We start from the raw sequence: 22,837 nt of genomic DNA on the forward strand, positions 1-22,837 counted from the left end.
GGCCATGCCGGGCCCAGACGGCGTTCGTCTCTCGGGGTTCCGCAAAGGGCGAGAGCCAGAAAGCCTGAGCGCGTCGACGCCTTCCTAGAACCGAGACAGTGCGTTCGACACGCGACCGGCAGCCGTCGTCGTCCCGAGGGGGAGCCCGCGAACGGCCGGCACGTCTCTGCGTCCAGCGCGCTCAGACGCCGCGCCTGCCTTCGAGCTTGGCCAGTTCCACCGCCGCGCGCAGCTCGATCTCGGCCATCAGCCCGTCCAGCCGCGGATCCCCCGATGCGCCCGGGCGCTCGGCCAGCCGGCCGGCGATGGTGCGCAGCTCGTGCGGGGCGACCCGCCCCCCGAGCAGCGCGGCCTTGAGTCGGTCGAGGCTGTCGAGGAGGTCGTGGCCGCGCTTGGCGGACCGGCGGCGGCGCTCCTGCGGGGTCTCGGATTCGCCCTGGAGGAGCAGCACCGCGTCGAGTCCCGCAAGGGTCGCGGCTGCGGCCGGGGCGCCGGCGCCCGAGGTGGAGGCCGGGGCCGCATCGAGGCTGAAGCCGCGGCCGCCCTCGGATCGGCGGGTGGCGGCGAGGCCCCCCGCGTTCTGGATCGGCTGGCGGGTCTCGACGCGCATGATCCTGTTCGCGTTGCTCCGGGCGCCCCTGCGCTGGTCACGACACTCGGCCCGCAGGGTTAAGCGGGGGTAAACGGCCCGGCAGAAGCTGCCGGGTCGGCAGGTTCGGCGCTGCCCAGACTGCATGCCACGCGCGACAAGCCGCCGGACAAGTTCAAGCTTTTCAGGGCCTTATCGACAGGACCCGTCTGGCACGCCCCTGGCAGGACAGCGGCAGGTCCGTTCACCCTCGAAAAATCCGGCATGCGCCCGAGTCACCCGTTCAGTCTCATCGGATCGGCCTTCGCGGCGCTCGTCGCCGGCGCGCTGCTGCTGGCGGCCGCCTCCGGCCCGGCGATGGCCCTGTCGCGGGTCAAGGACCTCGCCTCGATCGAGGGCGTGCGCCAGAACCAGCTGGTCGGCTACGGAATCGTGGTCGGCCTCAACGGCACCGGCGACACGCTCAACAACATCCCGTTCACCAAGCAGTCTCTCCAGGCGATGCTGGAGCGGCTCGGCGTCAACACGCGGGGCGCGACGATGCGCACCCAGAACCTCGCCGCCGTGATGGTGACCGCCAGCCTCCCGCCCTTTGCCGCGCAGGGCACCCGCATCGATGTCACCGTCTCGTCGCTGGGCGACGCCAAGTCGCTCCAGGGCGGCACGCTGCTGGTGACGCCGCTGCTCGGCGCCGACGGCGAGGTCTACGCCCTGGCACAGGGCTCGGTGGCGATCGCCGGCTTCTCCGCGGAGGGGGATGCGGCAAAGATCACCCGGGGCGTGCCGACCAACGGGCGCATCTCCAACGGCGCCAATATCGAGCGCGAGATCGCGTTCAAGCTGAACGACGCCCGCTCGCTGCGTCTGTCCTTGCGCAATCCCGACTTCACCACATCGAAGCGGATCGCGGCGGCGATCAACGACTTCATGGGCGCCGACACGGCCGAGCCCACCGATCCGGCCACCGTGACGATCCAGATCCCGGCCAAGTACAACGGCAACATGATCCGCCTGATCACCGAGGTCGAGCAGCTCAAGGTCGAACCCGACCAGACCGCCCGCGTGGTGGTCGACGAGCGCTCCGGCATCATCGTGATGGGCCGCGACGTGCGCGTCTCCACCGTGGCGATCGCGCAGGGCAACCTCACGGTCACCATCACGGAGCAGCCGCAGGTGAGCCAGCCGGGGCCGCTGTCCAACGGCCGGACGGTCGTGGTCCCGCGCACGGGCCTGAAGGTCGATACCGGCGACGGCAACAAGCTGGCGCTGGTCAAGGAGGGTGTCAGCCTGCGCGAGCTGGTCGACGGCCTCAACGCGCTCGGGGTCGGCCCCCGCGACCTGATCTCGATCCTCCAGGCGATCAAGACGGCCGGGGCGCTGCAGGCCGATATCGAGCTGATGTGACGATCGCCGGTTCTGGGCGCCGAACCGCCGGGCGCTTCAGCGAAACCCACTTGGGACAGGAGGGCCGAACCATGCTGCCACTCGCCACCATCGCGGCCAACGCCGCCGCCAGCGTCGGGAGCGCGATCGCGGGAAACGTCTCCGACGGCATCCTGAAGGCCGCCAACACCGCCAAGGCGCACAAGACCGCCACCGAGTTCGAGTCGATGTTCCTGGAGAACAGCCTCGACCGGCTGACCCAGTCGGAGGGGACGGACGGGCCGCTCGGCGAGAACGGAACCGGCGGCGGCGTCTACCGCTCGATGCTGACGAAGGAATATGCGGGACAGATCGTGAAGAGCGGCGGCGTCGGCATCGCCGATTCGGTGTTTCGTGAGATCATGAAGATGCAGGGGGCCACGAGCGATGGAGCGACCAGTGCAAAGGGCTGAACCGCTGCGCATCGCCGATCGCGTCACCGCGGAGGCGCTGGTGGGGGGCGTGCTGGCGAACATGGCCGCGCTGGAGAGCGTGCTCGCCGAAGAGGCCACCCATGTCCGGGCCGGGCGGCTGCGAGAAGGGCTGGCCGCGGCAGAGCCGAAGACGGCGCTGGCGGCGGCCTACATGCAGGGCCTCGAGGTCGCCAAGGCGAACGCCGTCGCGCTGAAGCGCTTCCATCCGGAGGGCGTCGAAGCTCTGCGCGCCGCGCATCGCCGATTCGCCACGGCCGTGGAGGCGAACCAGTCGGTTCTCGCCAGCGCCAAGACCGTATCGGAGGGGCTGATCAAGTCGCTGGCGGAGGAGATCGGCCGGGCGCAGATGCCGACAGGCTACGGAAGGCAGGCACCGGCGCCCTCCCCGTACGGCCGCGGCGTGCGCAGCGGGCCGCTGGTCCTGTCCCGGAACCTGTAGGCGCCGGCCTCAGCGCCGGCCGTTGCCGATCCGCACGTAGGTTCGCACCTCGCCAAGATCCGAAGCGGTGCGATTGTCGATCGCGAGGCGGCCGGCGACCACGGGTGCGCCCGACGCGCCGATCCGCGCCCTGCCCCCAAAGTCCGTGCCCGCGCTGACGCCGCCGGACACCCGGATGCAGCTCCGGCTGCCGGGCATCCGCACGAAGCCGGACCCCTTCCATGGGCACGGCATCAACGCCGACGCGACGGGGGCCTTCTCGAGGTCCCGGGCAAACGCCTGGCCTCCCAGGAGAAGTGTTGCGACGGCCAGGGCCGCGGCTTCCAGGGGCGAACCGCGCATCTCAGGCGGCCCGGTGCAGCAGGTCCCGGTGCAGCTGATCGATGTAACTCTCGACCTCGGCGATGAAGCCGTCAAAGGCAGGCTCCAGAAACCGCAGCCGCGCGAGATCGCGCAACAGGATATCGAGCGCGGTGGCGCGGTCGTCGGGACGGCCATAGCCGTCGAGATAGGTGTCGATCGCCTGCTCGGCCAACACGATGGCTCCGATCCGCGGTGCGGAGCCGAGGCGGTAGACGACGTGGACGGGTTCGGACAGCTGCATGCGAACCTCTCCTCGACCGGACGATCGCGCGCGGGCACGTCCGCTCCCGAAGCGCTTCACTGCGGGAAAGCGGCGATACTATGATGGCGAGAGTCGATCGCGCTCCGCTTCAAGACGCCGCAGCGTGCGCGCACGCCAGTGCTCGCGGGCCGGACGGCTCGCCGTCCGGGAAGGCTTCAGCTGATGTAGTTCACCAGAGAGAGCTTCGAGAGCGAAGCCGTGACCTGATAGCTGGCCTGGAGCCGGTTCTGGACATCGAGCAGCTTGGCGACGACCTCCTCTGTCGGCGCCTGCTCGATCCCGTCCAGGGTGTTCTGGACGGTGTTCTGGGTGGCCTTGTTGGTCGTGCTGGCATTCGACAGCCGCGTCGCGGCGACGCTCAGCTGGGTGACGGTGTCCTGGACACTGGGACTCTGGTCCGAGGACGACAGCAGCTTCCCGGCCTGACCGACGACCGTCTGATAGGTGGCGTTGGTGTTGGCATCGCTCGTCGTGGGCAGCGCGAACGCCATCGTGGCCAGGCCCGCGAGCACGTTCTGGATCGCAGGATCGTTGGCGCGCGCGCCCGTGCCGACGCTGCCGGTCGCGCTGACCTGGACCGATTGGGTGTCGATCGCGGGCGTGCTCGAATCCTCGCCCTGGTACCAGATCACCGTGTTCTGCGCCGTCCCCGCCGTGTACCCCGTCGGGTTTCCGCCGGCGTCGTAGGTGATGCGCTGCGGCACTGCCCCGGTGCCCACCGATCCCGAGAAGAAGTTCTGCGCGACCTGCGCGGTGGCGTTCACCGCCAGCGTGCTGCTGGCCGCCCCCTTGAGGGCGTTGTCCAGGGTCGTCGACAGGTTGCTCACCGTGTTGGCGAGGCTCGAACCGATGGCGAAGCTCGTCGTCGAGGTCGGATCCGCGCTCGCCGCCGCGGTGAGGGTCAGCGTGGTCGAAGTGCCGTCGTGCATCTTCAGCGTGAACGTCACGCTGTCGCCGACGGCCGGCTGCGACGCCAGGTTCAGCGCGAAGGAGGCCGGGCTTGTGCTCGTCGCCGGCGTGAAGGAGGAACTGAGCGCCGACCCGGTCACCGTCGGCTGGCCCGCCAGGGTGAAGCCGAACGTTCCCCGGGTCGCGTCGTTCGACTCCTCCTGGACCTGGACGGATGTGGCGGTCGAGGTCTGCGTCAGCCGGCCGTTGCCGGCCGTTCCCAGCTCGGCATTGACCCGCTGCGAGATCAGCGTCGTGAGGCCGTCGAGCTTGTTGCCGCTGCTGTCGGTCGTCCCGTTCAGGATTGTGTCGGAATCGACCACCGGCTGCGTCGTGGTATTGCGACCGCCGAACAGGTAGTTGCCCGCCGCCGACTGGTTGAGCGTGTCGAGCGCCGTTTGTAGGTTGCTGAGCGCCACCGACCGCCCGGAGACGGTGTTCGCCGCGATGCTCTGAAGGCCGTTGTTCAACGTGGTCCGGGCGCTCGTGCCGAGCTGGGCGACCTGCGTCAGGCTCGTGACGGCGAGGTCGGTGCGCGTCTGGGCGGCGGTGATGCCTGCGGCGTATCCGGTAAGCGCGCTCAAGGTCGATTGCGCCGCGAGCGCGGTGGACCGCCCGGTTCCGAGCCCGCCATAGGTCTGCGAGACTTGGCCGCTCGACAGCTGGTTCGACAGGTCGTTCAGCTGGTTCTTCAGCGTGAGGAGCTGCGAGGTGTTCCGGTTCGCGACGTAGGAACCGGCCGCGAAGGGCGTGATCGTGGTCATGATCAGATCTGCAGCAGCTGGTTGAGCATGTCGCGCGCGGCGGTCAGCACCCGGGCGTTGGCGCCGTAGGCGGTCTGGAGCGCGATCAAATTCGACATCTCCTGGTCGATATTGACCCCGGCCCCCGAGGCGAATCGACCCTGGGCGGTCGAGAGGGCGGTCTGCTGGGTATCGTTGAGCGCCGCAGCGTTCGAGGCGGCCGCGCCCTGCGAGGCGATGACGTCCTGCGCGAACCCGACGACGCTCGCGTGATAGGGGGCGGAGACACCGCCGATGCCGCTCGACGACGAGAAGGTCTGTTGGGTCGACGTCAGCGCCGTGTAGATCGCCTGCGCGCGACCGCCCGAGGCGCTCGAGTCGGTCGCGCTCGAGGCGGTGAGGGCCGAGGTGTTGCCCGAGACCGCCGAGTTGACCGTGATGCGCTGCGCGAAGCCCGTGAGCTGCGAACCGTTGTCGAACGAGCCCGTGAAGAGCTGGTTGCCCGAGCCATCGACGAACAGGGCGATCTGCGGGAAGCCCGTGGTCAGATCGGTCGCCGAGGTGGGCAGCGTTATGTTGGCGCTGGCGGCCGTGACCTTGTCGGTGCTGGCGGCCGCTGGCCCGATCGTGACCGTCGCACCGGTGCCGGTGGCGGCCAGAGCGGGGACGTTCTTGGTGCCCGCGGCCGTCGCCCGCGTGTTGAGTGCCGAGAGCGCGGTCTGGATCGCGGTCGCGTAGGTCGACGGGCCGCCGGAGATGTCGAAGGTCTGCGCCAGCCCGCTGGAATCGTCGGTCTGGCTCGGATCGACCGCGGCCGTCGCGGCGTTCGAGGCGATCAACGTGACGTTGCGGACCGAGCCGTCGGCCGCTGTGACCGGAATCGTGAGTCTGTTGCCGGCCTGGATGCCCGTGAGGTCGATCGTGGCCGCGTTGCCGCTCACCGTGCCCGTCACGGACTTGTCTGTGAGCGCGCTCGCGAGTCCCCCGGCGAGATCGTCGAGCTGGCGCTGGGCCTGCGGCAGCGTCTGATCGCGCAGCTCGATTTCGGCGGCGAGGCTGCCCGATCGCAGCACGCCGGGCGCCCCGAGATCGATCTTGCCACCGCCCGGCAGTGTCGCGGTGATGGTGCCGACCGTTCGCTTCGTCGGGTCCGTCGAGTAGCTCGAATTGGCGTTCAGGGCCCCATGACCGTCGAAGGTCAGCGACGCCGCGTTGCCGCGGTCCACCAGCGTCACGCCCGACTGGGTCAGCACGGTGACCGTTCCGTCGCTCTGCGCGGCGGTCTGGACGTCCATGAAGCCCGAGAGTGTGTTGATCGCCTGGTCGCGCTGGTCCTGGAGATCGGCCAGCGAAGAACTGTCCGCGGTGTTCTGGATCTTGGCGTTCAGGCTGGCGATGGTGGTGAGGACGGTGTTCGCCGACTTCGTGTCCGTGCCGAGCTGCGACTCCACGCCCGTGCGAAGATTCTGCACCGTGGCGGCGGCACCGTTGATCTGGCTTGCCAGCGCCGAGGCGTTGCTCACCACGGTGGTGCGGGCGGCCGCCGACGTCGGGTTGGCGGCGAGTTCCTGAAGTGATTCCGTGAAGGTGTTCAGCGTGCCGTCCAGTGCCGCCGCGCTGCCGGGCGTCCCGTAGAGCGTGTCGAGCTGAGCGACCACGCCGGACTTCGTGCTGGTATAGGCCGCCCCGGAAGTCTCGAGCCGGAGCTGCCGCAAGGCGGCGGCGTCGAAGCTGCGGGTGATCGTGCCGGTGGCGACGCCCGAGTTGTTGGTGCCGGTGGCGACCGACGAGATCGTCCGCTTGACGTAGCCCGCCGTCCCGGAATTGGCGACGTTCTGAGAGACGACGTTGATCGCCGCCTGCGTGGCCGCGAGCCCCGCGGTCGCGGTGGAAAGCGCATTCAGCGACATCTCACGGCCTCCGCGGCTCGGGTTGCATCCTCATTCAACGGATCACGTTGAGCAGGTCGGACATCATCGTCTGGGCCGTCGACATGACCCGCGTGTTCGCAGAGTAAGCCTGTTGCGTTACGATCATCTTAGAGAACTCGGTCGCAATGTCGGTATTCGATTGCTCATTGCTGGCGCCCGTGATCGTGCTGCCGTTCAGCCCGACCAGGGCCGGCCCGGAATCCGCGGTCTGGAGGTAGTTGCCGTTGGAATCGGCCTTGAGGCCGTCGGGATTGGCGAACTGGGCGATCCCCACGCTGGCGAGCGCCAGAACCGACCCGTTCGAGAAGGTCCCGTTGATCTTGCCGTCATCGCCGACCGCGACGCTGGTCAGCGTGCCGGCGCTGTTGCCGTTCTGGCTCAACGTGTTGGTGGTCACGGCGCCGGACGTGTCGGCGTACTGCGTCAGGCCGGCCGCGCCGACATTCATGGTCAGGTTCGAGTAGGTATAGTCGCCCACCGTCACGGCGCCGAGCGAGACCGGGCTCGTCGCCGGCGAAGTCAGCTTCCCCGTCGAGTCGAACGTGAAAGCCGTCCCGACGTTCTGCCAGCTGGTCGCGTTCGCCGAGGCGGAGGGGTCGGACGCGTAATAGAGATTCCAGACCGCCGGTTGCGCCGGCGTCGTGGAGGCATCCTGCACCTTCGCCCAGCGCGTGCTCAGGGTGACCGGCGCGCCGGTCGACGTGTAAGTGGTGAGCGATGGCCCCGCGATGCTGTTGTTCACGAAGGTTCCGGCATCGGTCGAGGGAACCGAGACGCCGGTCTGGCCGGTCCCCGTGAGGACGACGGCCGCCGGGAGCTGATTGTAGAGATCGGAGCCCGACGTGGCCGAGGCGGTGGTGGCCGGCGTCGCCGGAAGATTGGCCGCGTAGGTGATCGCCGTGGTGGCCTGGGCCGGAAGCGACGAGTTCCCGAGCTTGATGAGCCCGGTGCTGGTGGCCTGTCCCGTGACCGGGTCGAGGTTGGTGCCGGTCAGGTAGCCGCCGGCACCATTGACCAGGTAGCCGTCCTTGTCCTGAGAAAAGTCGCCCCGGCGCGTGTAGACGTTCGTCCCGCTGAAGGTGGCGGCGCCGTTCGAGTCGCCGGTCTTCTGCACCACCGTGAAGAAGCCGTTCCCGTTGATGGCCATGTTGGTCGGCACGCTCGACGACACGACGTTTCCGCCGATCGTATTGGTGAGCTGCGACTGGGCCAGGACTGAGCCGGACACCTCGCGCTTCGGCGTCGTCTCGGACATCATGTCGACGAAGCTGGTGTCGATCCGCTTGAACCCGGTCGTCTGCGAGTTCGCGATGTTCCCGGAGATGTTGCTGATGGCGTAGGACTGCGCCTGCAGTCCGGAGACCGAGGTCTGCAGGGCGGTAAAAAGATCCATGGCATGCGATCCCGACACGCGCCGCGATGGCCCGCAAGTTCAGCCGAGCGCAACCGCCGTGCCAGGGCTAAGCCCTTGATACAAAAGATATGGCTCGTCCCCTGCCCGGCACCGACTGACCGGCTGGAGACGTCGGCCCGGCAAATCCTGCCGAGGGAAGACCATTTAGGTCGAACCCGGCCGGCCGCCCGCGTTTACGGGGTGTTATCCGGCTCGCGCCAAGATGGCAGGGCGGTCAGGATGGGTGGGGACCGTTCTGCCCGGACGCGCCGTCTCGGCATGGGTTGCGGATCTAGGGGTCATGCGGGCGAAACGGACGAGCCTCGTCCACATCATCTACTTCTCGCGCCTCAACCTGTCGCCGGACCCTGCGAAGCGGTCCGAGCAGATCGGCGATATCGGCCGAGTCGCGCAGAAGAAGAACGAGTTCTCGGTGATCACCAGCTTCCTGGTCATTGAGGGCAATTTTGCCTGTCAGGTGATCGAGGGCGAGCGCTCCTCGGTCCACGAGACCTTCGACCGGGTCAATGCCGACCAGCGTCATCGGGAGGTCCAGATCAGCGAGTGGCGCGAGATCACCAAGCGCGAATTCGTCCACTCCTTCAAGAGCGCCCAGCGTACCGCCACCAACGAGACCCTGTTCGCCAAGGCCAATCTTCTGCCGATGCTCCAGCGCGGCACCCCGAAAGCATCCGCGATCCACGGGCTCTGCGTGGCGCTCCAGAACGACGCGATGTCCCGCCAGGGCATCGATCACCTCTTCATCTGAGCCGAGCGATGTCCGAGAGCGATACGCCGCCGATCCTCATCGTCGACGACCAGGAGAAGCTCCTGCGACTCGTCGTGATGCTCATGACCCGCATCGGCTTCCCGGACGTCGAGGGTGTCACCAGCGCCGTGGAGGCACTGGAGCGGCTGCGCGCGCGCCGCTACGCGCTGGTGATCTCCGATCTCGACATGGAGCCGATGGACGGGATCAGCCTGCTGCGCGAGATTCGCGCCGACGACGCGCTGATGAACACGCCGTTCATGCTCACCGAATCGTCCTTCGACTTCGAGGACATCAATCTCGCCCACCAGGCGGGGGCGGACGCCTTCATCCTCAAACCGTTCGACATGGCCGTGCTGAAGAGCAAGCTGAAGCAGGTGCTCAACCGCAAGCCGCGCAAGCGCGAGGCACCGATGGCCGCGGAATCGGCGCTCAGCGTCGATTTCCCGATGCTGGGGAAGTTCTGAGCCGGCGACCCTGATGCGGATCGCACCGAGCCCGAATCCCGCTCGGGCTCAGGCGGCCCGCTTCTGATAATCCTTCACGTCGGTGAAGCGCACCGCCGGGTAGCGCTCCTCCTCGTAGCGGAGCGAGAACGCAGTGGTCGCCATGAAGACCGGCGCGCCGTCGAGGTCCTTGGCCATGGCCGAGCCGTGGCTGTCCACGAACTTGTCGAGTTCGACCTCCGAGTCCGAAGAAACCCAGCGGCAGACCGAGAAGCGCGAGGTCTCGTAATCCACCGGCAGGCCGTACTCGGCCTGGAGGCGCTCCTTGAGGACGTCGAGCTGGAGCGCGCCGACCACGCCGACGATCGCCTGGCTGCCATCCTGCGGCACGAACACCTGGACGACGCCCTCCTCGCCCATCTGCTGGAGCGCCTCGCGCAGCTTCTTGGCCTTCATGGCGTCGGTGAGCTTGATCCGGCGCAGGATCTCGGGGGCGAAGCTCGGCACGCCGCGGAACAGCAGATCCTCGCCCTCGGTCAGCGTGTCGCCGATCCGGAGCGTGCCGTGGTTCGGGATGCCGACCACGTCGCCCGCGAACGCCTCATCGGCGATGGCGCGGTCCTGCGCGAAGAAGAATTGCGGCGCCGAGAGCGAGATCGGCTTGCCGGTGCGCACCAGCCGGGCCTTCATGCCCCGGCTGAGCTTGCCCGAGCAGACCCGCATGAAGGCGATGCGATCCCGGTGGTTCGGGTCCATGTTCGCCTGGATCTTGAACACGAAGCCGGTCATGCGCGGCTCGGTCGGCTCGACGAGGCGCTTGTCGGCGTCCTGGCCGCGGGGCGGGGGCGCCACCTTGGCGAGGCCGTCGATGAGGTCGCGCACGCCGAAATTGCGCAGCGCCGAGCCGAAGAATACCGGCGTCAGATGGCCCTCGCGGAACGCGTCGAGATCGAACGGCTTGAGGCCGCCCTCGGCCAGCTCGACCTCCTCGCGCCACGCATCGGCCGCGCCGTTCTCGGTGAGCAGCTCGTCGAACAGCGGGTCCTGCGGGCCCGACACCGCCACCATGCCGGCATCCTCGGCGGCGTCGAGCCGGCGCACGCGGTTGCCGCCGAGCTCGTATGTCCCGGAGAAGTTGCGGCCGGTGCCGATCGGCCAGGTGACGGGGGCGACGTCGAGCGCCAGCGTCTTCTCGATTTCGTCAAGCAGCTCGAACGGGTCGCGCGCCTCGCGGTCGAGTTTGTTGACGAAGGTGACGATCGGAATGTCGCGCAGGCGGCAGACCTCGAACAGTTTTCGCGTGCGCGCCTCGATGCCCTTCGCCGCATCGATCACCATCACGGCCGAATCCACCGCCGTGAGCGTCCGGTAGGTGTCCTCGGAGAAGTCTTCGTGGCCGGGCGTGTCGAGGAGGTTGAAGACGCAGTCGCCGTACTCGAAGGTCATCACCGAGGTGACCACCGAGATGCCGCGCTCCTTCTCGATTCCCATCCAGTCGGACCGGGTCGAGACCCGGTTGCGCTTGGCCTTGACCTCGCCGGCGAGCTGGATCGCGCCGCCGAACAGCAGCAGCTTCTCGGTCAGCGTGGTCTTGCCCGCGTCAGGGTGGGAGATGATCGCGAAGGTGCGCCGCCGCGCAACCGGATCGGCCGGCCTCGCCTCGGTCTTGGTCTGCATCAGCATGGAGCGAACGCTCTGAGTCGGCGGAACTGAGGGACGTTGTCCGGCGCGCGCGCGCGGTCTCGGGATCGTGTAGCGGCAACCCCCGGTATTGGCAAAGAAGCAGACGCCGGCGCCCTCGACCAGCAGCACAGGCTGGCCCGGTCAGTCTCGACCGACCGACCCTTCGGCGAGACCCTCAAGGCCGCACGCCTCAATCGTGTCTCCGGATCGTCTCGGTGGCCATCGTGGCCCTCGCGGCAGCCGCCGCCGATGCGGCCCCGGCCACGTGAACGGGAACGAGGCTCGCGACATCACGAAGCCCCGCTCAGGCCGCCTCCGCCGACAGCGCGCGCAGGTCGCGAACCAGCGCGTCCACGCGCTCGGCCTCGGCATCCCAGGCGAACATGAAGCGCGCCCCGCCGCCGATGAAGGTGTAGAACCGCCAGCCCCGCGCCTGCAGCCCCTCCATGGTGGCGGCCGGCATCGCCAGGAAGACGGCGTTGGCCTCGACCGGGAACAGGGCGCGCACGCCCGGCAAGCCGGCGACGGCATCGGCGAAGCGCCGGGCGCAGGCATTGCCGTGGGCCCCGTTCCTCAGCCAGGCGCCGCTCTCCAGCATGCCGACCCAGGGGGCGGCGAGGAAGCGCATCTTCGACGCGAGCTGGCCGGCCTGCTTGCAGCGGTAGCCGAAATCCTCAGCGAGCTTGGGATCGAAGAACACCACCGCCTCGCCGGCATGCATGCCGTTCTTAGTGCCGCCGAAGCACAGCACGTCGACCCCGGCCCGCCAGGTCATGTCGGCGGGGCTGCACCGGAGGCTCGCGCAGGCATTGGCGAAGCGCGCGCCGTCCATGTGCAGCGCGAGACCGAGTTCGCGGCAGGTCGCCGACAGTGCCCGCAGCTCGGCGAGGCTGTAGACCTGCCCGGTCTCCGTGGGCTGCGTGATCGTTACGACGCGGGGCCGCGGGAAGTGGATGTCGCTGCGGTTCGCGGCGAGCCCGCGGATCGCCTCCGGCGTGAGCTTGCCGCCCTCGGTCCGGACGGTCAGCAGCTTGGAGCCGTTGGAGAAGAATTCCGGCGCGCCGCACTCGTCGGTCTCGACATGGGCCGAATCGGCGCAGATCACGCTGTGATAGGACTGGCAGAGCGAGGCCAGCGCCAGCGCGTTGGCCGCCGTGCCGTTGAAGGCGAAGAACACCTGGCAGGGTGTCTCGAACAGATGGCGGAACGCATCCGCGGCCCTGACCGTCCAGTCATCCTCGCCATAGGCCGGCGCATGGCCGCGATTGGCCGCCTCCATGGCCGCCCAGGCCTCCGGGCAGATGCCGGAATAATTGTCGCTGGCGAACTGCTGCGAGTCGTCGTGTCCCATGCGGGCAAGGTAGAGCCCCGCCCGATCGCGTTGCAATCGGCTGCCGCTGAAAACCGGGATGTGGCGCGCGCGCCACCGCGCCGAAGATGGATGGCGCGAAGATGTTGGAACTGGTTCGCGCTTGGTGTAGAAGGCGCGCCAAGGCGTGGGCTCCACGCCGATTCGGAAACCGACGTTCCCGTCCCTCCCGGGTTCACCCGGGCGAGGGACGTTGCCGGTTTCCAGATCGGCGGCGGGCTGCGCAAGCCCCAAATCCAGGTCCAGAGGATCAAGTCCGTTGCAGGTACTCGTTCGCGACAACAACGTCGATCAGGCGCTCCGCGTCCTCAAGAAGAAGATGCAGCGCGAGGGCATCTTCCGCGAGATGAAACAGCGCAAGGCTTATGAGAAGCCGTCCGTGCGCAAGGCCCGTGAGAAGGCGGAGGCCGTTCGCCGCGCCCGCAAGCAGGCCCGCAAGACCGCGATCCGCGAGGGCCTGATCGCCGCTCCGAAGCCGAAGCCCCGTTTCCCTGCCGGCAGCCGCCGCCCAGGCTTCCCGTCGCCGTCCGCCGCCGGACCGCAGGCTGGCAGCCCCGCGGGTCAGGCTTCGGTCAGCCCGGCGCCCATCGCCTGAGCGGCCTCCCATCGAAACGGAAAAGCCCGGCCCGCGCGAGCGGCCGGGCTTTTTGCGTTAGATCTCTGGCCGGGGGGCTTTCCGTTGCCGACGGGAGACGTCGGCAGGCTGCCGGACTTCTAAACCGCGTTTCGGTTCGTGCCCGGTTCGACAGGACGCCCGGTCCCGAGACGGCATGCGCCGCCCCTCGCCCCTTCGCGGGGGAGGAAGGCTGCCTGCATCCGCCGGGGTCGCGAGAGGGGTGGTACGACGCTTCGGGACTTCACGCCTGTCGCCCGCTGTCCGGACGCGGCGCCGCTCTCCCGTCCCCCTCGGAGACCACCCTCCCCCGCAGAGGGGAGACGGGAGACGCGCGCGTGCGGCCCCCGTTGCCCTCAAGTGTCGACGAGATGTGAATATCGTGGTCCGCCCCGGACGAGGAGCGCACGAAGGAAAGCCCGTCGCTCTATCCTCCCGACGCCATGACAGCCCCGCGGGTCGGCTCCGTCGAAACCACCCGCGCCGTCGGCCCCGGTCAGGCCGCGCGTGACGCCATCGTGGCGTGCTCGGCCTGGACCAGCACGTCGAGCGCCCGCCAGGGCTTCTGCATGTAGACCGCCTGATCGGGCAGGCGCGCGTCGCGACCCGCCCCGGAGGTGACGACCACGCGGACATCCGGCCAGCGCCGCTCCACCGCCTGGGCGAGGGATACGCCGTCCATCGCACCGGGCAGGCGCACGTCGGCGAAGAGCAGAGCCACGATCACGTCGGACCGCTCCAGCACCGAGAGGGCGGCTTCGGCGCTGTCGCAGGCGATCACGCCGAGATCCGTCTCTTCCAGCACCGCGGTCGCGAGATCGCGCACCGCAGCATCGTCCTCCACGACCAGGGCCACGGGGGCAGGACACTCGGGCTGTGCGCGATCCATGAAAATCTCCTGATTTCGGTTGCGGAACCCCTTTACGGGTCGCGGCCTCGTCGCCGTGCCGGTGATTCCCCGATTCGGCCATGCTGGCCTGCCAAGAGCCGGCTCACAAGTGCCGGTGCGATCGCGTGAGCGTATGCCTGCCCCGCGATCAGGCAGCGCCAATTTCGAGCGGAGCGCCCGAAATTGGCGCAGTTGGAAGCCGGTTAAGAAACTGTTCACCCGTGTGGACCGACTGTTAACCTCTCGCGACGGACGTCCGCACCGCCTCAGGCGGCCGTCTCGCCGAGATCTCGAGCGGACCAGAGCTGAAGGATCGACGTCCGACATGTGCCGTTTCCTCGCCTACAGCGGTGAGCCGGTCTTCCTTTCCGACCTCATTTGCGCGCCGACGCACTCCCTGGTGCATCAGTCCCTGCACGCCGACGAGGGGAAGACGGAGACCAACGGCGACGGCTTCGGCATCGGCTGGTACGGCGAGCGCCCGGAACCGGGCGTCTATCGCGACATCTCCCCGGCGTGGTCGGACGAGAACCTCGTCAACCTGTGCGGTCAGGTGCGGGCGCGGACCTTCTTCGCGCATGTGCGCGCCTCGACCGGCACCGCCACCGCCCGGGCGAACTGCCACCCGTTCGTCTACGGGCGGCACCTGTTCATGCACAACGGCCAGATCGGCGGCTACCACCGTATCAAGCGGCGGCTGGAGGCCCTGATCCCGGACGCGCTCTACGACCACCGCCGCGGCAGCACCGATTCCGAGGCGATCTTCCTACTGGCCCTGGCGAACGGGCTCGAACAGGATCCCGTCGGTGCGATGGCCCGCACCCTGGAAACCATCCGCGACCTGATGCGGGCGGCTGATATCCGCGAGCCGCTGCGCTTCACCGCGCTGCTCACCGACGGCGAGACCCTGACGGCCTATCGCTGGGCCTGCGACGGCCGCCCGCCGAGCCTGTATTTCCGCGAGGGACCGGGCGGGATCGTCGTGGTCTCCGAACCGATCGACGGTTGCCGTGAAGGCTGGCAGGTGGTCCCGAAGGGCGGCACCCTGAACGCGAGACACGGCGGCACGACGATCGTGCAGGGCCCCGAGGCGATGCGCGCCCGCGCCGCCGCCTGAATGACAGGGGCGCCAGCCATGTCGCCAGGGGCATTGCCGAGGCACGCCGTGTTGCCACATTCCGCCCGGGGCCGATCGATCGGCCGGGCGGGAAACCACCGATGTATCCGGATACCGAGCTTCATATCGCCGGGCGCTGGCGCGCGGGCGCAGACCGGGAGACCCTGTCGGTCCTGAACCCCGCCACGGGTGAGACGATCGGCCAATGTGCCGTCGCCACCACGGCGGATCTCGACGAGGCGCTGGCGGCCGCGGCTCGCGCCTTCCCGGCCTGGCGGAAGGTGGCGCCGTTCGAGCGCGGCAAGCTGATGCGCAAGGCCGCCGAACTGCTGCGCGCCCGGGTCGACGACATCGCCCGCATCATGACGCTGGAGCAGGGGAAGCCGCTTGCCGAGTCGCGCATCGAGACCCTGGCGGCCGCCGACATCATCGACTGGTTCGCCGAGGAGGGTAAGCGCGCCTACGGCCGCGTGATCCCGGCCCGCGCCGACAGGGTCCTGCAGGCCGTGCTGCGCGAGCCGGTGGGTCCCGTCGCCTGCTTCACGCCCTGGAACTTCCCGATCAACCAGGCGGTCCGCAAGATCTCGGCGGCGCTCTGCACCGGGTGCACGGTGATCCTGAAGGGGCCCGAGGACACGCCGGCGAGCTGCGCCGCGCTGGTACGGGCGTTCCTGGATGCGGGCATCCCGGGCGACGCGCTGTCGCTGGTCTACGGCGACCCGGCGACGATCTCGGCCTACCTGATCCCTCACCCGGTCATCCGGAAGATCTCGTTCACCGGCTCCACGTCGGTCGGCAAGAAACTCGCGGCGCTCGCGGGCGAGCACATGAAGCGGGCGACCATGGAACTCGGCGGCCACGCCCCGGCGATCGTGTTCGGCGATGCCGACGTGGAAAAGGCGGTCGCCGTGCTGGCCCCGTCGAAGTTCCGCAATGCCGGTCAGGTCTGCGTCTCGCCGACCCGCTTCCTGGTGCACGACTCGGTGTTCGACCGCTTCGTGGAAGGCTTCACCAGCTTCGCCAAGGGCGCGAAGGTCGGCGATGGCCTCGATCCCGACACCAAGATGGGACCGCTGATCCATGGGCGCCGCCTGGACGCCATGGAAGCGCTCACCGCCGACGCCGAGTCGAGCGGCGCGACGCTGCGCACCGGCGGCAAGCGCATCGGCAACCGCGGCAACTTCTTCGAGCCGACCGTCTTCACCGAGGTGCCGCTGACCGCCCGGCTCATGAACGAGGAGCCGTTCGGCCCGATCGCGATGATCAACCGGTTCTCGGACGACGACGAGGCGCTCACCGAGGCCAACCGCCTGCCCTACGGGCTCGCGGCCTACGCCTATACCCGCTCGGTGGAGCGGGCGGCCCGGGTCTCGAATTCGGTCGAAAGCGGGATGATCTCGATCAACCACCACGGCCTCGCCGTGCCGGAGACGCCCTTCGGCGGCGTCAAGGATTCTGGCTACGGCAGCGAGGGCGGTGCGGAAGCGCTGGACGCCTATCTGGTGACCAAGTTCGTCACCCAGGCGAACTTCTGAAGGGTGCTCGCCGGCGCGTCGAGACAATGGCGCGCCGGCGGATCCCGTCAGTAATGCGGCGGCGGCGGTTCCGGTCCCCGTGGGGTCGCGCGCGCGGCCGCCTCGTCCACCTGCTCCCGTAGCGCCTCGACCTGGCGCACGAGCCGGTCGATCACCCGCCACTGCTCCGTCACGGTGCGGTTCAGATCCTCGATCGTCGCGTCCTGCTCGGTGAGGCGCATCTCCAGGCGATCGATACGGGTGGGCTCGTCCATGGCCGGTCTCCAATCCGGCCCGCGATAGCGCATCGGCGGCTGTTTTCCGACTGCGCCGACTCAGGCGGCGTGCGCGCGGGGCATCTGAGCCACCGCGACCCGGTCGCGGCCCCCATGCTTGGCGGCGTAGAGCGCGGCATCGGCCTGCCGCATCAGCGTCTCGAAATCGGCCCCCTCCGGCGCCTGCGCGATCCCGATGCTGACGCTGACGCGCAGACCCGGCAGTTCGGGCACGGACAGGCCCGAGAAGGTCCGGCGCAGCTCTTCGGCCCGCCCCAGCGCCTCCGCGGGCGAGACGTCCGGCAGGAGGCAGGCGAACTCCTCGCCGCCGAGGCGGCCCAGCATCGCCTCCCGGGGCAGCAGGGAGACGGCCATCGCGCAGAACCCCACCAGGACCGCATCGCCGACCGCGTGGCCATGGACGTCGTTGACGGCCTTGAAGCGGTCGAGGTCGAAGAGCAGCAGGGCCGCGTGGCGATTACCCGCCAGCGCGGTCTCGGCGGCCGTCGCGAAGGCGCGCCGGTTGGGAACGCCCGTCAGCGGGTCCGTCGAGGCGGCGATGCGCTGCTCGCGCTCGGCCCGCTCCTTGACGAGCGCCATGAAGGTGAAGGCCGAGGCGATCGAGAACAGCATGGTGGCGAAGCACAGGATCGCCACCCAGGGCGTGGCGAGCGGACTGATATCGACCCGCGGCGGCGCCAGCAGGGTCGAGGGGATGCGGGCCAGGTAGAAGGCGCCGTGTAGCCCCAGTACGGTCGCTGCCGCGATGCGCGAGGCGAGCCGCTCCCCGCGACCGCGCCAGACTTCCAAAGTCGCACCGCCGCAATACAGGCTCGCAACCGCGGACGCGTAGATGATCCGAAGCTCGATCGATCCGTAGAATGCCGGGATCAGGCACAGCAGGCACCAGAGCGCCGCGCCGGCCAGCGCCCAGCCGCGCCGTGGGGGGCGGCGCTCGAACGACCGTACGCCACTCCAGATCAATCCGTAGGCGGCGAGGATCCCCGCGTTGGCGGCTCCGATCGACAGCAGGTCGGGGATCTGGCCGCGCAGGGCGAGGACGCCGGAGCCGACAGCGCCCAGGATATGGGCCATGCCCCAGAGCGCGAGCGCACGCGAGCCGGGGGCTTGCCGCCACGACAGCAGGAACAGCGCACCGACCAGGAAGGTCGTCACGGCATTGACGATCAGCAGGGTGACTGGGTCAAGGTGCACGGCCGACGATCAGTATCCAACCTCAACGATAGCACGATCGGCCCGCACAATCTCCCTGGTCGGCGCGGCCGGGAGCGCATTGCGAAACATCGAGATAAAAATGCCACCCCTCGGTTTCATGAGTCGGCGATTCGCTCATCCCGCGATTGCAAGCTCGGATCGAGACCGCGCAACGCGCCACCGGCGTCGGCAAGGCGCGTTCCGGAGCGGCAGGGACAGGGGCGCGATCAGGCGGCGTGGATCACCGGGACGGCCGGAGCGCCCTCCCATTCGGTGTTGGCGGGGATCGACTCGCCCTTCATCACGATGGTGAGCGGGCGCAACCGGGCGTAGTCGCCGACCTTGGTGTCGTACAGGACGGTCGAGAAGGCACCCACCGACACGCCCCGCCCGACGGTCACGCGACCGATCTTCATGATCCGGTCCTCATAGAGGTGGGTCTGTAGCGCCGAGACGCGGTTGATCGTGGCGTAGTCGCCGATCGTGACGCAGTCGAACTCGGTGATGTCGGTGGTGAGCATGCACACGCCCCTGCCGACCTTCACACCGAACAGGCGCAGGACCCAGGGCAGGAACGGCGTGCCCTGGAGATGCTCCAGAAGCACCTTGCCGGCGAGCCCCCAATACGCCACCGCGATCGCCTCGGTGCGCATCGCCCACCAGGACCACATCGGCTGCATCCCTGGCTTGTAGACGCCCATCAGGAGCCACTTCATTGCGATGACCGAGGCGGACTGGATCAGCGCGATGCAGACGCTGGCTGCCACGAAGCTGAAAGCCAGCCCCGACCAGTCCTTCTCCAGGATCGCCGGATAGAAGTACCAGTCGATCACCGTGATGGCGAGGGTGATGTAGAGCATCGGCGAGAACGATGTCGCGAACGCCTCGAACACGCCGCGCCGGACCTTCGGCCACAGGCCCGGCTCGTAGGTCTGCGCGGTCGATCCGAGATCGACCCTCTGCCGGGCGGGAAGCCGGATCGGCGGCGAACCGAACCAGGTCTCGCCGGGGCTCATGGCATCGTTGGCGGGCGGCTTCGACTTGATGCCGATGAGCACGTCGTCCGGGATGACCGCACCGGGCGGGACCACGGCATCGTTGCCGACGAAGACCCGCGCCCCGGTGCGCACGGGCTCAAGATGCATCCAGCCGCGCCGGATCTCCTCCTCGCCGTAGACCACCTCGTCGGCGATGAAGTTCTTCGCGCCGACCTCGGCGAGGTCGTAGCGTCCGGCGAGATTGGTCGAGATCTCGGCGCCGTGGCCCATATTGGCGCCCATCAGGCGGTACCAGGCGCGCATATAGACGGTGGCGAACAGCGAGGAGAGGGTCTCCAGGGTCACCTCGACGGCGAGCGCCAGGGACCATTTGCGCAGGTAGAACAGCGAGTGGACCGAGTAGGTGCCGCTGCGGGTCCGGGGCAGGACGATCCAGCGGATGCCGGCGATCAGCAGCACCGTGCCGGCGGTCATCAGCATGGCGGTCGGCCACGTGAGGATCGGCAGGTACCAGTGGTAGTCCACGTCGGTGATGTTTGAGAGCGAATCCGAGATCTGGTCGAAGATGAAGAAGGCCGGGAAGATCGGCAGCAGGCCGACTGCCGGGATCGCACCCAGCAGCACGACATAGGCGGCCGCGAAGGCGGCGCGGCGCGACCACGAGGCCGCGGCGGGCTCCGGCAGCGCGGCCGGGTCGGCCATCCCGACCTTCCGGCCGGGCGAGCCGTCCCAGATCTCGGCCGGCCCGACCCGGGTTCCGGCCGGGATGGTGGTCAGGTCGGCGATCTCGGCCTGCGCGCCGATCACCGTATCGTGGCTGAGCACGCAGGAGGTCCCGATCGCCGCGTCCGCGCCGATCTCGACCGAGCCGATCACCAGCTCGTTGCCGACGATCTCGGCGTTGGCGATGACGAGGCGGCCGCCGAGCGAGGCGCCGTCGCCGATGGTCAGCAGGTCGGGAGCGCCGATCTCGATGTCCGAGATCAGCGCGTCGCGGCCGACCTTGGCCCCCATCAGCCGCAGATAGACCGAGATCGCCGGCGAGCCCTGCAGCCATTTCACATGGACCAGAGGCGCCAGGCGCTGCACCAGCCACCAGCGGTAATAGTATACCCCCCAGAGCGGGTAGCGGCCGGGCGCGGTCTTGCCGAGGATCAGCCACTTGCCGGCCACCGCCAGGACCGCCGTCACGGCATTGATCGCCACGTAGACCAGCAGGAGCACGCCGAGTTCGCCGAAGAAGCTCAGCGAGCCGCCGGTGAGCAGCAGGTACGTCACGAACATGCCGAGCCACTGCGCGGTCGCCAGTGCGATCACGAAGGGCAGCGCGACGAGCTGCGCGAGGCCGCACAGGGCCCGGCGCAACAGCGGCGGCGGCGCGAAGCTGAGGTCGCGGACGGAGGCGACTGCACCCATGCCGCCGGTGCGGGCGATCAGCGCGTCGGCCATCGCCCGCATGGTGCGCAGGGCGTAGACGTCCGGCAGGGTGATGCCGGCGAGCGCCGGGGCCTCGCGCACCGCCGAGACGAAGCGGGCTGCCAGCAGCGAGTGGCCGCCGAGATCGGCGAAGAAGTCGCCCTCCAGCGGGATCGGCTGGTTGCCGAACACCTGCTTGGCGGCGGCCACGAGGGCCGCCTCGGTCTCGTTGGCAGGCGGCTCCTGCTCGCCGTCGGCCGAGACGACCGTGAGGGGAGCCACCTTGAGCGCCTTGCGGTCGACCTTGCCGGAGGTCAGGCGCGGCAGCGTCTCGGCCACCTCGAAATGGCCGGGGACCATGTAGGGCGGCAACTGCCCGGCCAATGTCCGGCGCAGGGCGGCGGTATCCACCGGCCGGCCGCGCTCCGGGATCAGGAAGGCAACGAGCCGGTCGACGCCGTCGGCCTGCCGCAGCACCACCGCGGCCTGGTTGATGTCGGGCAGGCTCCGGATCCGCGCCTCGATCTCGCCGAGTTCCACCCGGAAGCCGCGGATCTTGACCTGATCGTCGATGCGGCCGTGGAACACGATCCGTCCGGCAGCGTCCAGCGAGACCGCGTCGCCCGAGCGGTACAGGACCGGGTCGATCCCGTCCGAGGCGAACGGGTTGGTGATGAACTTCTCGGCGGTCAGCTCGGGGCGCGCGAGGTAGCCGCGCGCCACGCCGGGGCCGCCGATCAGCAACTCCCCCTGCTGGTCCCGGCCGAGGAGGGTCAGATCCTCCCCGGCGACGTAGACCGTGTAGTTCGGGATCGGGCCGCCGATGGTCACCGGCTCGCCGGGCCGCATCTCGGCGGCGGTGGCCACCACGGTGGCCTCGGTCGGCCCGTAGGTGTTGAACAGCTGGCGCGTGCCGGTCGCCCAGCGGGCGACCAGCGGCTCGGGCAGCGCCTCGCCGCCGAGCAGGACGAGGCGCACCGTTGGAAGGTCGCCGGCGATCATCGACAGCAGGGTCGGCACGGTGTCGAGCACCGTGATCCGCTCCGCCTCCAGGATGCCCGGCAGCGCCTCGACGTCGCCCATCATGGCCGGGCTCGCCACGAACAGGCTCGCGCCGACGAGATACGGGACCCAGATCTCCTCCATCGAGAGATCGAAGGCGACCGACGCGCCCTGGAACACGACATCGTCGGCGCGCATGCCGTAGAGCGCGTTCCCCGACCGCAGGAAGTGGCAGATGTTGGCGTGGCTGATGACGATGCCCTTGGGCACGCCGGTCGAGCCCGAGGTGTAGATCAGGTAGGCGGGGTGTTCCGGCGTCAGGCCGGCCGCGCGCGGATCGGGCACCGGCACCTCTCTGGGCGTCGAGGCATCGAGGTCCGCGGGGGTCAGGGCCGGCGCCGCGGCGGGCGCGGAGGTCGCCAGCGCCGGCGAGACCAGCAGCGCCTTGGCGGCGGCATCCGTGAGGCAGACTCCGACCCGGTCGGCCGGCGCCTCGGCGTCGAAGGGAAGCCAGGCGGCCCCCGACAGGGTGATGCCGATCTGCGCCACCAGGAGATCCGGGCCGCGGGCCATCCACAGGCCGACGACATCCCCGGGGCCGATGCCGCGATGGGCGAGCCCGGCCGCGATCCGACCTGCGCGGGCGGCGACCTCGGCGTAGGTCAGGTGCGGGTGCACGCCTCCCGCGGCGACACGCGCGCCGTCGATGAGGCAGGGATGCTCGGGCCTTGAGCGCGCCGAGTCCAGGAAGATCTCGGCCAGGACCTCGTTGCGGATCAGATCGGGACGCTGCTCGCCGCGCAGCACGGCCGCCCCTTCCCCGGGACGCTCGCGCTCCCCGGCAGCCGGTCCGGGCCGGGTCTTCTCGGCGACGTCGCTCATCCGCTGCTCCGCTGCCGGCCGCTCAGGCCGGTGCCGGCCGCTCGGGCCGGCGCATACCGTGGCGACCGCCCTTTAGCCAGTCGATCATGCCGTTATCGAGGCGGCTTTGCACTGTGCCGGCGCAC

General features: G+C 69.2%; 20 protein-coding genes. 8 read left to right on the plus strand and 12 right to left on the minus strand.

Features of this window, described 5'->3' with window-relative positions; all coding sequences use genetic code 11:
- Positions 1-181: 181 nt before the first annotated feature.
- On the minus strand, positions 182-610 hold the full coding sequence (locus tag Q8W67_RS12555) for a flagellar assembly protein FliX (RefSeq protein ID WP_305545868.1): 429 nt from the start codon (positions 608-610) through the stop codon (positions 182-184).
- A 243-nt stretch (positions 611-853) separates the two neighbouring features.
- Between Q8W67_RS12555 and Q8W67_RS12560 the strand changes: the two genes are divergently transcribed.
- The 3 genes from Q8W67_RS12560 to Q8W67_RS12570 all read left to right on the plus strand — a co-directional run bounded on the left by Q8W67_RS12560 (position 854) and on the right by Q8W67_RS12570 (position 2,884).
- The gene (locus Q8W67_RS12560) at positions 854-1,993 is read left to right on the plus strand and encodes a flagellar basal body P-ring protein FlgI (protein ID WP_305545870.1); all 1,140 of its coding nucleotides are present in this window, start codon (positions 854-856) and stop codon (positions 1,991-1,993) included.
- A 71-nt stretch (positions 1,994-2,064) separates the two neighbouring features.
- Positions 2,065-2,424, plus strand: coding sequence for a rod-binding protein (locus tag Q8W67_RS12565; RefSeq protein WP_305545872.1), 360 nt, complete (start codon positions 2,065-2,067; stop codon positions 2,422-2,424).
- The gene (locus tag Q8W67_RS12570) at positions 2,411-2,884 is read left to right on the plus strand and encodes a hypothetical protein (protein WP_305545874.1); all 474 of its coding nucleotides are present in this window, start codon (positions 2,411-2,413) and stop codon (positions 2,882-2,884) included. The genes Q8W67_RS12565 and Q8W67_RS12570 overlap by 14 nt, the downstream gene beginning before the upstream one ends.
- Before the next feature lie 9 nt (positions 2,885-2,893).
- Here Q8W67_RS12570 and Q8W67_RS12575 read toward each other — a convergent pair whose 3' ends face one another.
- From Q8W67_RS12575 to Q8W67_RS12595, 5 genes are all read right to left on the minus strand, one after another.
- Positions 2,894-3,226, minus strand: coding sequence for a porin (locus tag Q8W67_RS12575; protein WP_305545876.1), 333 nt, complete (start codon positions 3,224-3,226; stop codon positions 2,894-2,896).
- A gap of 1 nt (position 3,227) precedes the next feature.
- Positions 3,228-3,488, minus strand: a complete 261-nt coding sequence (locus tag Q8W67_RS12580) for a hypothetical protein (protein ID WP_305545878.1) — start codon at positions 3,486-3,488, stop codon at positions 3,228-3,230.
- 176 nt (positions 3,489-3,664) lie between these two features.
- On the minus strand, positions 3,665-5,221 hold the full coding sequence (locus Q8W67_RS12585; RefSeq protein ID WP_305545880.1) for a flagellin: 1,557 nt from the start codon (positions 5,219-5,221) through the stop codon (positions 3,665-3,667).
- 2 nt (positions 5,222-5,223) lie between these two features.
- Positions 5,224-7,110, minus strand: coding sequence for a flagellar hook-associated protein FlgK (gene flgK / locus Q8W67_RS12590; protein WP_305545882.1), 1,887 nt, complete (start codon positions 7,108-7,110; stop codon positions 5,224-5,226).
- Positions 7,111-7,144: 34 nt separating this feature from the next.
- The gene (locus Q8W67_RS12595; RefSeq protein ID WP_305545884.1) at positions 7,145-8,524 is read right to left on the minus strand and encodes a flagellar hook protein FlgE; all 1,380 of its coding nucleotides are present in this window, start codon (positions 8,522-8,524) and stop codon (positions 7,145-7,147) included.
- Between the two features lie 301 nt (positions 8,525-8,825).
- Between Q8W67_RS12595 and Q8W67_RS12600 the strand changes: the two genes are divergently transcribed.
- Both Q8W67_RS12600 and Q8W67_RS12605 read left to right on the plus strand, forming a co-directional pair.
- Positions 8,826-9,293, plus strand: a complete 468-nt coding sequence (locus tag Q8W67_RS12600) for a BLUF domain-containing protein (protein ID WP_305545886.1) — start codon at positions 8,826-8,828, stop codon at positions 9,291-9,293.
- 8 nt (positions 9,294-9,301) lie between these two features.
- The gene (locus Q8W67_RS12605) at positions 9,302-9,760 is read left to right on the plus strand and encodes a response regulator (protein ID WP_305545888.1); all 459 of its coding nucleotides are present in this window, start codon (positions 9,302-9,304) and stop codon (positions 9,758-9,760) included.
- A gap of 48 nt (positions 9,761-9,808) precedes the next feature.
- Here Q8W67_RS12605 and Q8W67_RS12610 read toward each other — a convergent pair whose 3' ends face one another.
- Positions 9,809-11,422 carry a peptide chain release factor 3 gene (locus Q8W67_RS12610; RefSeq protein WP_305545890.1) on the minus strand — a complete coding sequence of 538 codons (1,614 nt, stop codon included), beginning with the start codon at positions 11,420-11,422 and terminating at the stop codon, positions 9,809-9,811.
- Positions 11,423-11,726: 304 nt separating this feature from the next.
- Entirely contained in the window at positions 11,727-12,773 is a 1,047-nt protein-coding gene (locus Q8W67_RS12615) for a low specificity L-threonine aldolase (RefSeq protein ID WP_305545892.1), read from the minus strand.
- A 277-nt stretch (positions 12,774-13,050) separates the two neighbouring features.
- Here Q8W67_RS12615 and rpsU point away from each other — a divergent pair, with 277 nt between their 5' ends.
- The gene (rpsU, locus tag Q8W67_RS12620; protein WP_305545894.1) at positions 13,051-13,386 is read left to right on the plus strand and encodes a 30S ribosomal protein S21; all 336 of its coding nucleotides are present in this window, start codon (positions 13,051-13,053) and stop codon (positions 13,384-13,386) included.
- Positions 13,387-13,900: 514 nt separating this feature from the next.
- Here the strand turns inward: rpsU and Q8W67_RS12625 are convergent.
- A complete protein-coding gene (locus Q8W67_RS12625) occupies positions 13,901-14,293 on the minus strand; it encodes a response regulator (RefSeq protein WP_305545896.1) in 393 nt (130 codons plus the stop codon).
- 325 nt (positions 14,294-14,618) lie between these two features.
- Here Q8W67_RS12625 and Q8W67_RS12630 point away from each other — a divergent pair, with 325 nt between their 5' ends.
- Both Q8W67_RS12630 and Q8W67_RS12635 read left to right on the plus strand, forming a co-directional pair.
- Positions 14,619-15,410 carry a class II glutamine amidotransferase gene (locus Q8W67_RS12630; protein WP_305545898.1) on the plus strand — a complete coding sequence of 264 codons (792 nt, stop codon included), beginning with the start codon at positions 14,619-14,621 and terminating at the stop codon, positions 15,408-15,410.
- 101 nt (positions 15,411-15,511) lie between these two features.
- On the plus strand, positions 15,512-16,945 hold the full coding sequence (locus Q8W67_RS12635; protein ID WP_305545900.1) for an NAD-dependent succinate-semialdehyde dehydrogenase: 1,434 nt from the start codon (positions 15,512-15,514) through the stop codon (positions 16,943-16,945).
- 47 nt (positions 16,946-16,992) lie between these two features.
- Here the strand turns inward: Q8W67_RS12635 and Q8W67_RS12640 are convergent, their stop codons facing one another.
- The 3 genes from Q8W67_RS12640 to Q8W67_RS12650 all read right to left on the minus strand — a co-directional run bounded on the left by Q8W67_RS12640 (position 16,993) and on the right by Q8W67_RS12650 (position 22,712).
- Positions 16,993-17,199: a SlyX family protein gene (locus Q8W67_RS12640; protein ID WP_305545902.1), complete on the minus strand. Its 207-nt coding sequence runs from the start codon at positions 17,197-17,199 to the stop codon at positions 16,993-16,995.
- 60 nt (positions 17,200-17,259) lie between these two features.
- Entirely contained in the window at positions 17,260-18,414 is a 1,155-nt protein-coding gene (locus Q8W67_RS12645) for a diguanylate cyclase (protein ID WP_305545904.1), read from the minus strand.
- 227 nt (positions 18,415-18,641) lie between these two features.
- Positions 18,642-22,712, minus strand: coding sequence for a Pls/PosA family non-ribosomal peptide synthetase (locus Q8W67_RS12650; RefSeq protein WP_305545906.1), 4,071 nt, complete (start codon positions 22,710-22,712; stop codon positions 18,642-18,644).
- Positions 22,713-22,837 lie beyond the last annotated feature (125 nt).

This window comes from Methylobacterium sp. NEAU K (genome assembly GCF_030700285.1).
GTDB lineage: Bacteria > Pseudomonadota > Alphaproteobacteria > Rhizobiales > Beijerinckiaceae > Methylobacterium.

What these genes read in the sequence shown, in the direction of transcription:
- Q8W67_RS12555 (WP_305545868.1), bottom strand. Translation starts at nt 610, where the DNA reads ATGCGCGTCGAGACCCGCCAGCCGATCCAGAACGCGGGGGGCCTCGCC.
- Q8W67_RS12560 (WP_305545870.1), top strand. Translation starts at nt 854, where the DNA reads ATGCGCCCGAGTCACCCGTTCAGTCTCATCGGATCGGCCTTCGCGGCG.
- Q8W67_RS12565 (WP_305545872.1), top strand. Translation starts at nt 2,065, where the DNA reads ATGCTGCCACTCGCCACCATCGCGGCCAACGCCGCCGCCAGCGTCGGG.
- Q8W67_RS12575 (WP_305545876.1), bottom strand. Translation starts at nt 3,226, where the DNA reads ATGCGCGGTTCGCCCCTGGAAGCCGCGGCCCTGGCCGTCGCAACACTT.
- Q8W67_RS12580 (WP_305545878.1), bottom strand. Translation starts at nt 3,488, where the DNA reads ATGCAGCTGTCCGAACCCGTCCACGTCGTCTACCGCCTCGGCTCCGCA.
- Q8W67_RS12585 (WP_305545880.1), bottom strand. Translation starts at nt 5,221, where the DNA reads ATGACCACGATCACGCCCTTCGCGGCCGGTTCCTACGTCGCGAACCGG.
- flgK (WP_305545882.1), bottom strand. Translation starts at nt 7,110, where the DNA reads ATGTCGCTGAATGCGCTTTCCACCGCGACCGCGGGGCTCGCGGCCACG.
- Q8W67_RS12595 (WP_305545884.1), bottom strand. Translation starts at nt 8,524, where the DNA reads ATGGATCTTTTTACCGCCCTGCAGACCTCGGTCTCCGGACTGCAGGCG.
- Q8W67_RS12600 (WP_305545886.1), top strand. Translation starts at nt 8,826, where the DNA reads ATGCGGGCGAAACGGACGAGCCTCGTCCACATCATCTACTTCTCGCGC.
- Q8W67_RS12605 (WP_305545888.1), top strand. Translation starts at nt 9,302, where the DNA reads ATGTCCGAGAGCGATACGCCGCCGATCCTCATCGTCGACGACCAGGAG.
- Q8W67_RS12610 (WP_305545890.1), bottom strand. Translation starts at nt 11,422, where the DNA reads ATGCTGATGCAGACCAAGACCGAGGCGAGGCCGGCCGATCCGGTTGCG.
- Q8W67_RS12615 (WP_305545892.1), bottom strand. Translation starts at nt 12,773, where the DNA reads ATGGGACACGACGACTCGCAGCAGTTCGCCAGCGACAATTATTCCGGC.
- Q8W67_RS12625 (WP_305545896.1), bottom strand. Translation starts at nt 14,293, where the DNA reads ATGGATCGCGCACAGCCCGAGTGTCCTGCCCCCGTGGCCCTGGTCGTG.
- Q8W67_RS12630 (WP_305545898.1), top strand. Translation starts at nt 14,619, where the DNA reads ATGTGCCGTTTCCTCGCCTACAGCGGTGAGCCGGTCTTCCTTTCCGAC.
- Q8W67_RS12635 (WP_305545900.1), top strand. Translation starts at nt 15,512, where the DNA reads ATGTATCCGGATACCGAGCTTCATATCGCCGGGCGCTGGCGCGCGGGC.
- Q8W67_RS12640 (WP_305545902.1), bottom strand. Translation starts at nt 17,199, where the DNA reads ATGGACGAGCCCACCCGTATCGATCGCCTGGAGATGCGCCTCACCGAG.
- Q8W67_RS12650 (WP_305545906.1), bottom strand. Translation starts at nt 22,712, where the DNA reads ATGAGCGACGTCGCCGAGAAGACCCGGCCCGGACCGGCTGCCGGGGAG.